The sequence below is a fragment of the Scytonema hankhaensis NUACC26 genome, from assembly GCF_045865695.1.
Taxonomy (GTDB): domain Bacteria; phylum Cyanobacteriota; class Cyanobacteriia; order Cyanobacteriales; family Nostocaceae; genus Scytonema.
In genome coordinates, this window is record NZ_BAACAP010000178.1 from 45,890 (window position 1) to 53,029 (window position 7,140).

The 7,140-nt window shown below is 42.8% G+C and carries 7 protein-coding genes; 6 read left to right on the forward strand and 1 reads right to left on the reverse strand.

Going from position 1 to position 7,140, the window contains the following annotated elements; all coding sequences use genetic code 11:
• The first annotated feature begins 27 nt into the window (after positions 1 to 27).
• Complete coding sequence (locus ACKTT2_RS16610) at positions 28 to 1,272, forward strand: FAD-binding oxidoreductase (protein WP_407888803.1); 1,245 nt, start codon at positions 28 to 30, stop codon at positions 1,270 to 1,272.
• A 38-nt stretch (positions 1,273 to 1,310) separates the two neighbouring features.
• Positions 1,311 to 2,642, forward strand: coding sequence for a (Fe-S)-binding protein (locus ACKTT2_RS16615; protein ID WP_407888805.1), 1,332 nt, complete (start codon positions 1,311 to 1,313; stop codon positions 2,640 to 2,642).
• A 207-nt stretch (positions 2,643 to 2,849) separates the two neighbouring features.
• On the opposite strand, the gene pdxA is transcribed toward ACKTT2_RS16615, so the two are convergent.
• Positions 2,850 to 3,908, reverse strand: coding sequence for a 4-hydroxythreonine-4-phosphate dehydrogenase PdxA (gene pdxA / locus ACKTT2_RS16620; RefSeq protein ID WP_407888807.1), 1,059 nt, complete (start codon positions 3,906 to 3,908; stop codon positions 2,850 to 2,852).
• A 173-nt stretch (positions 3,909 to 4,081) separates the two neighbouring features.
• Between pdxA and petM the strand changes: the two genes are divergently transcribed.
• From petM to nblR, 4 genes are all read left to right on the forward strand, one after another.
• Positions 4,082 to 4,189: a cytochrome b6-f complex subunit PetM gene (petM, locus tag ACKTT2_RS16625; RefSeq protein ID WP_407888809.1), complete on the forward strand. Its 108-nt coding sequence runs from the start codon at positions 4,082 to 4,084 to the stop codon at positions 4,187 to 4,189.
• A 148-nt stretch (positions 4,190 to 4,337) separates the two neighbouring features.
• Positions 4,338 to 5,327: an SDR family oxidoreductase gene (locus tag ACKTT2_RS16630; protein WP_407888811.1), complete on the forward strand. Its 990-nt coding sequence runs from the start codon at positions 4,338 to 4,340 to the stop codon at positions 5,325 to 5,327.
• 128 nt (positions 5,328 to 5,455) lie between these two features.
• Entirely contained in the window at positions 5,456 to 6,373 is a 918-nt protein-coding gene (locus ACKTT2_RS16635; RefSeq protein WP_407888813.1) for an NAD(+) kinase, read from the forward strand.
• 201 nt (positions 6,374 to 6,574) lie between these two features.
• Positions 6,575 to 7,140: response regulator transcription factor NblR (gene nblR / locus ACKTT2_RS16640; protein ID WP_407888815.1), on the forward strand; the 566-nt coding region annotated here is incomplete at its 3' end.

Genomic DNA, 7,140 nt, shown 5'->3' on the forward strand with positions numbered 1-7,140 from the left:
CTAACAATTAACCACTAACTACTAACAATGAACAAACCTTGGGAAAGTATACCAGTCGAGAGGCAAAAAGTTATATTAGAGGCGATCGCATCTTCAAGCCCTCCTGGTTGTATCATTTCTCCCGGCACTACTGAAGAACTAGCAGCAGTTATTGCAGAAGCACATAGTAAGAAGCAGCGCGTTTTACTTTGCGGGAGTGGGAGTAAACTCAACTGGGGTGGATTAGCTAAGGGTATAGATGTCGTCGTCAGTACAGAACGAATGAACCAACTGCTCGAACACGCTGTTGGCGATTTGACTGTTACAGTGGAAGCAGGCATGAAATTTTCTCACCTGCAAAAAATTTTGGCAAACTCCAAACAATTTCTAGCGATTGACCCGACTTCACCAACATCAGCAACTATTGGCGGTATTGTTGCTACTGCTGATACAGGTTCCTTACGACAGCGCTATGGCAGCGTGCGCGACCAAATATTGGGTATAACTTTTGTTCGGTCTGATGGTAAGATAGCCAAGGCTGGAGGACGAGTAGTCAAAAATGTTGCCGGGTACGACTTGATGAAGTTGTTTGCTGGCTCGTTTGGGACTCTAGGTGCGATCGCTCGAGTCACATTTCGTTTATATCCTTTTTTAGATGTATCCGGTACAGTCGTGCTGGTTGGAAATGCGGATGCAGTATCTCAAGCTGCTGATATTTTGCGTGGTTCTGCACTCACGCCAACTCAGTCCGATTTACTGTCGCTTCAATTGGTATCTGAGTTGGGGCTTGGTCAAGGATTGGGCTTGATGGTTCGGTTCCAAAGTATTGCTGAGAGCGTAAAAGAACAGTCCAATCAACTTTTGGAAGTAGGTAAGCAACTCGGTTTGCAGGGGATGCTTTTTTCGGGGGCGGATGAGACCGATTTATGGTCGAGATTGCAAGAACAAATTCATAATTTTTCTCATTCGACCGCAATGACTTGCAAAATAGGAGTATTACCGACTTCTGCTGTTGAGGTATTAACTCGCTCAGAACTAGGTTGGATTCATGTTGCAAGTGGTTTGGGGGTGTTGCGGTTTGATGGGGAAAAGATTGATAAGGTTTTGGAGATACGGAATTTGTGTCAAAAGAATAGCGGGTTTTTAACTGTTTTGGTAGCGTCAGCGAAGGTAAAAGAAAGTTTGGATGTGTGGGGTTATGGTGGGAATGCTTTGCAGTTGATGCGTCAGATAAAAGAACAGTTTGATTCTGAGTATATTTTTAGTCCCGGTCGTTTTGTGGGTGGGATTTAGGCGCGAAGAAAGAGAGGGAAAGAGCGTAGGAATTTAATATGGAAGTTTCAGAAAGTTTTTTGGATAAAAATGTTGGGTTTGATGGAAACCATCCTCCAGAACCGAAATTGATTGATACTTGTGTTCACTGTGGGTTTTGTCTTTCGACTTGTCCTAGTTATAGAGTTCTTGGGAAGGAAATGGATTCTCCACGAGGGCGTATCTATTTGATGGATGGGATTAATCAGGGTGAAATTCCTTTGAATGCAGCAACAACTCAGCATTTTGATAGTTGTTTGGGATGTCTTGCTTGCGTGACGACTTGTCCTTCAGGGGTGCAGTATGACAAGTTGATTTCTGCTACTCGTCACCAAGTCGAACGGAATTATCCTCGTAGTTTACCCGAGCGACTTTTTCGGAAGCTGATTTTTTCTTTGTTTCCTTATCCTAATATTATGAGGATTTTGCTGATTCCATTGTTTGTTTATCAAAAGGTGGGGTTGCAAAAACTGGTACGAAGTATTGGTTTTTTGAAATGGCTATCTCCTCGTTTGGCAGCAATGGAGTCAATTTTGCCGGAAATTACTCTAAAATCGTTTCAAAGTCATTTGCCGAGTGTGATTCCTGCACGAGGTGAAAAACGCTACCGGATAGGGATGATTTTGGGTTGCGTGCAAAGACTGTTTTTCTCTCCGGTGAATGAAGCAACTGTGAGGGTTTTAACAGCTAATGGTTGTGAAGTGGTTATTCCCAAAAGTCAGGGATGTTGTGCGGCGCTTCCCGAACATCAAGGACAAACAGAACAGGCGAAAGCCTTAGCTAGACAAATGATTGATAGTTTTGCTGATACTGGCGTGGATTTCATTATTATTAATGCTGCCGGATGCGGTCATACTTTGAAGGAGTACGGTCATATTTTGGAGGATGACCTGGAGTATCGGGAGAAAGCTAAGGAGTTTGCGGCTAAGGTGAGAGATGTTCAGGAGTTTTTGGCAAGTGTTGGTCTGAGTGCAAAGTTGTCTCCCCTCACAGACAAACCTTTAACTCTGGTTTATCAAGATGCTTGTCATTTGTTACACGGTCAAAAAATTAGCGTCCAACCGCGTCAGTTGTTGCGGCAAATTCCTGGAGTGAAGTTACGCGAGACGCTTGATGCTGCTATCTGTTGTGGGAGTGCAGGTGTTTACAATATGTTGCAGCCAGAGGTGGCTGAGGAATTAGGTAGACAAAAAGCACAGAATTTGCTAAACACTGGTGCAGAGTTGATTGCTTCTGCAAATCCCGGTTGTACTTTGCAAATTCGCAAGGCATTGCAATCTCAAGGTAAGGATATTGCGATCGCGCACCCAATTGAGTTGTTGGATTATTCGATTCGAGGTTTGAAGCTTTAATAAAATAGGAGTTTCGTTTTATAGTTAGGTTTACCCCACCCTAACCCTCCCCTTAGAAAGGGGAGGGAACCGGAAAGAAACTCAATTTCCCCCCTTTCCAAGGGGGGACTAAGGGGGGTAAATTTAATGGCTAGAAGATTCCATGGATAATCGTATCATTAATGGGGGATTGGGCATTAATTAAATCTACCCCCTACCCCCTACTCCCTATTTTTGCAGTCGTTGGCTTGCTAAGAACGCTGCAAGTTCTATTGCTGCTTTCATACTTGTCGCATCAGCTATACCTTTACCTGCAATATCAAATGCTGTACCGTGATCTGGGGATGTCCGAATGAAAGGTAAACCTATGGATGTATTGACAGCGCGATCGAATGCCATAAGTTTTACTGGAATTAAACCTTGGTCGTGGTATAAGGCAAGGTAAGCATCAGCAGGATTTTGGATTGTGCCATTTCCGTACCAAGCTTGTCCGGGTTTGACCCACATTGTATCTGGTGGAATTAAACCGTCTATTTGCAAGTTTGGGCGGTTTTTACGTTCTTGCTCTATCCAAGAGACTAACCATTCTTGTTCTTCTCGTCCTAGTTGTCCCTGTTCTCCACTATGAGGGTTTAAACCTGCGATCGCAATTCTCGCTTTTTTTAACCCAAAGTCTTTTTCCAAACACTCTACCAACAAATCTAGTTTTTCTGTCATCAGTTGTGGTGTTAGGGCTTGCGGAACTTGACTCAAAGGGATATGTGTTGTTGCCAGTAATGTACGAAGTAACCAGTTTGTATGAGGCGATTTTGCTACAAACAACATACCCACACGCTTTGCACCAGACTTTTCTGCTAAAAGCTCAGTTTGACCTGGGTAGTTATATCCTGCTGCTTTCCATGCTGATTTTGCTATTGGTCCTGTCACGATCGCATCAAACTGACCTGCAAGTGTATGACTAATTGCTGCTTCCATATAAGCAAAACTTGCTGCCCCACTTACGGCATTACCCTGACTGATAACGATATTATCTTGAAAAGGCAAAGCTGCTGGTACATCAAGAATGGAAAGTTTTTCTGGATTTACCAATGGTTTTGAATGTGAGGTTTCAGAGATAGTTGTATAAGTTTTTAATAATAAATCTCGATCGCCTACTACCGTAACATCACAGTTTTTGTTAACTGCTGGATCTGCTAAAGCTTTTAAAATAACTTCCGGTCCAATTCCAGCAGGATCTCCTAATGTTAGTGCCAAACGTAGTTTATGCATGATATGGTCATTGGTCATTTGTCACTGGTCACTGGTCACTGGTCACTGGTCACTGGTCACTGGTCACTGACCATTGCCCAATCCCCAATCCCCCTTTATAATTCTTAACATAAGTCTAATACAGTAGGAGTGCTTTCAAGCATCTGGTAGACTTAACCTAATGAAACACTTTACAAAGGAGATTTGAGGTTATGAGCGGCGAAATGTTAAATGCAGCTCTACTGTCTTTTGGTTTAATCTTTGTAGGCTGGGCTTTGGGTACATTTTTGTTAAAAGTTCAAGGAGCAGAAGAAGAGTAACCGCCTCGAAATTATAAAGTATTAAGGATGAAACGCAGCTTCGTTGTTCAAAGTACTGACTTTCTATCCTTAGTACCTTTTTTTGTAAATTTTTGTTGATTTAGGTTATTCTGATAATATTATATAATAATTTTTGTTACAAACTCTCATGACATTATTAATAGTTGGTGCCACTGGCACCTTGGGAAGGCAAGTTGCTCGTCGTGCGCTTGACGAGGGTTACAAAGTGCGTTGCCTTGTGCGAAGTGCCAAGAAAGCTGCTTTTTTGAAAGAGTGGGGAGCGGAATTAGCACCTGGTTCCTTATCTTATCCCGAAACTCTAAAACCCGCACTTGAGGGTGTAACCGCAGTAATTGATGCATCAACAGCTCGTCCTACAGATTCCCTCAGTATCAAACAGGTGGATTGGGACGGTAAAGTTGCCCTGATTCAAGCTGCTCGTGCTGCTGGTGTAGAGCGGTTTATCTTTTTCTCCATCTTGGATGCTGATAAATACCCAGATGTGCCGTTGATGGAAATCAAGCGCTGTACGGAACTGTTTTTGGTAGAGTCGGGTTTGAACTACACTATATTGCGTTTGGCTGGGTTCATGCAGGGCTTAATCGGTCAATATGGAATTCCTGTTCTAGAAAGACAGCCTGTTTGGGTAACGGGTGAATCTTCACCTATCGCCTACATGGACACTCAGGATATTGCTAAATTTGCTATTCGAGCTTTACAAGTGCCAGAAACGGAGAAAAAAGCTTTTCCTGTCGTTGGAACTCGTGCTTGGAGTGCAGAGGAAATTATCAGTCTTTGCGAACGTTTATCTGGCAAAGAAGCTAGGATAACGAGAATGCCAGTTAACTTACTCCGAACTATGCGCCGCGTACTAAGGTTCTTCCAATGGGGATGGAATGTGGCAGATAGACTAGCTTTTACTGAGGTTTTGGCAAGCGGTAAGCCTCTAAATGCTCCTATGGATGATGTTTATACGACCTTTGGATTAGATCCCAACGAAACAACGACTGTAGAAACTTACTTACAAGAGTACTTCAGCCGTATAATGAAGAAGCTTAAAGAATTAGATTACGAACAAACCAACACTAAAAAACAAAAATCCAAGAAAACACCGTTTAAAAAAGTTAACAGTCAGTAGTACGAGGGTCAATCCTGGTTACACCATTGACCCACGACTAAAAACAAAATTGCATAAGGACAAAAATAGTCCAAAATGTGTAACGATAATCTAAAGAAAGCGAGTCGCCAAGAATTGGATGTTTGAGCGTGCCCAAAGCAGGCATTATATACAATGACGTTAAACCGATAGCGGGTCGAATCGCTATCGAACTCAAGGAAAAGTTCACCACTGCAGGCTGGGATGTTTGCATCACAAGTGGTGCCGGTGGGATATTGGGCTATTCAACTCCGGAAAGCCCCGTATGTCACACCCCAATTGAAGGTCTAACACCTCCTGGTTTTGACTCAGAAATGAGATTTGCAGTGGTGTTAGGCGGTGATGGTACAGTTTTAGCAGCGTCCCGTCTCGTGGCTCCTAGTGGTATTCCACTCCTAGCAGTGAACACGGGTCACATGGGATTCTTGACAGAAGCTTACCTCAACCAGCTACCCCAAGCGGTAGAGCAACTTTTGACGGGTCAATATGAAGTAGAAGAAAGAGTCATGCTCACTGTCAAAGTGTTTCGCTCTGATGCTACTATCTGGGAAGCTCTTTGTTTAAATGAAATGGTGCTACATAGAGAACCATTGACCTCTATGTGTCATTTTGAAATAGCTATAGGTAATCACGCACCAGTTGATATTGCGGCGGATGGCGCAATTATCTCTACGCCAACTGGTTCTACAGCATATTCTTTAAGTGCTGGTGGTCCAGTCGTCACTCCTGGTGTACCAGTATTGCAACTCGTACCCATTTGTCCCCATTCTCTAGCTTCTAGGGCGTTGGTTTTTCCAGATAGCGAACCCGTTAATATCTACCCAGTCAATACTCCTCGTTTGGTTATGGTGGTAGATGGTAATGGTGGATGCTATGTCCTTCCAGAGGATAGAGTGTATTTGGAGCGATCGCAATACACCGCAAAATTTATCCGCTTGCAACCTCCAGAATTTTTCAGAATATTACGAGAAAAATTAGGTTGGGGTTTACCACACATAGCAAAACCAGCATCTGTAGAATTACCATAATGGGGATTGGTGATTGGGGACTGGTCACTGCCTATGGATGAAATTTAAAATTAGTTGTTAGATTTACTGATTATCTTGATTTATCAGCTGATACTTGTACGTGTTACAACTGAGTAGACAGCGTATTAAATCAGGATTTTTTATTTTGAAGACACAATCGCATTTCTACTTGAATCTAAGAATCTAAAGTGTAGAATTTATATGACAGTTGCTCATAATCCTTGTGTTTTAGTCATTGAAAGCGACGAAAGCCTCGCCAATCAGCTAGCTTTTGATTTAAAAGAAGCAGGTTATGAGCCGCTTGTGGCTCATGATGGGGTAAGTGGTATACAACACAGTCGAGAACGTCAGCCCGCTTTGATTGTGATCGACCGAATGTTAGCAGGAGAGTCAGGGTTGTCATTGTGTAAAAATTTTAGAAGCACAGGAGCGCGATCGCCCGTATTAGTATTAATGGCGCGGGATACAGTTGACGATCGCGTAGCGTGTCTGGAAGCAGGTGCTGATGACTATTTTCTCAAGCCTTACAGATCGGAAGATTTTTTGAACTTAGTTCGCCTGTACTTAAAACCAGATGTCGATACAACCGAACAATTACGGTTTGGGGATTTAGTGTTAGATATAGCGACTCGTCGTGTCGTGCTTAATGGTAAAGCAATAGACTTGACGATGAAAGAATTTGAACTTCTTAAGTATTTGATGGAACATCCTCGTGAAGTCTTAACCCGCGAACAAATTTTAGAGAACGTTTGGGGTTACGACTTTAT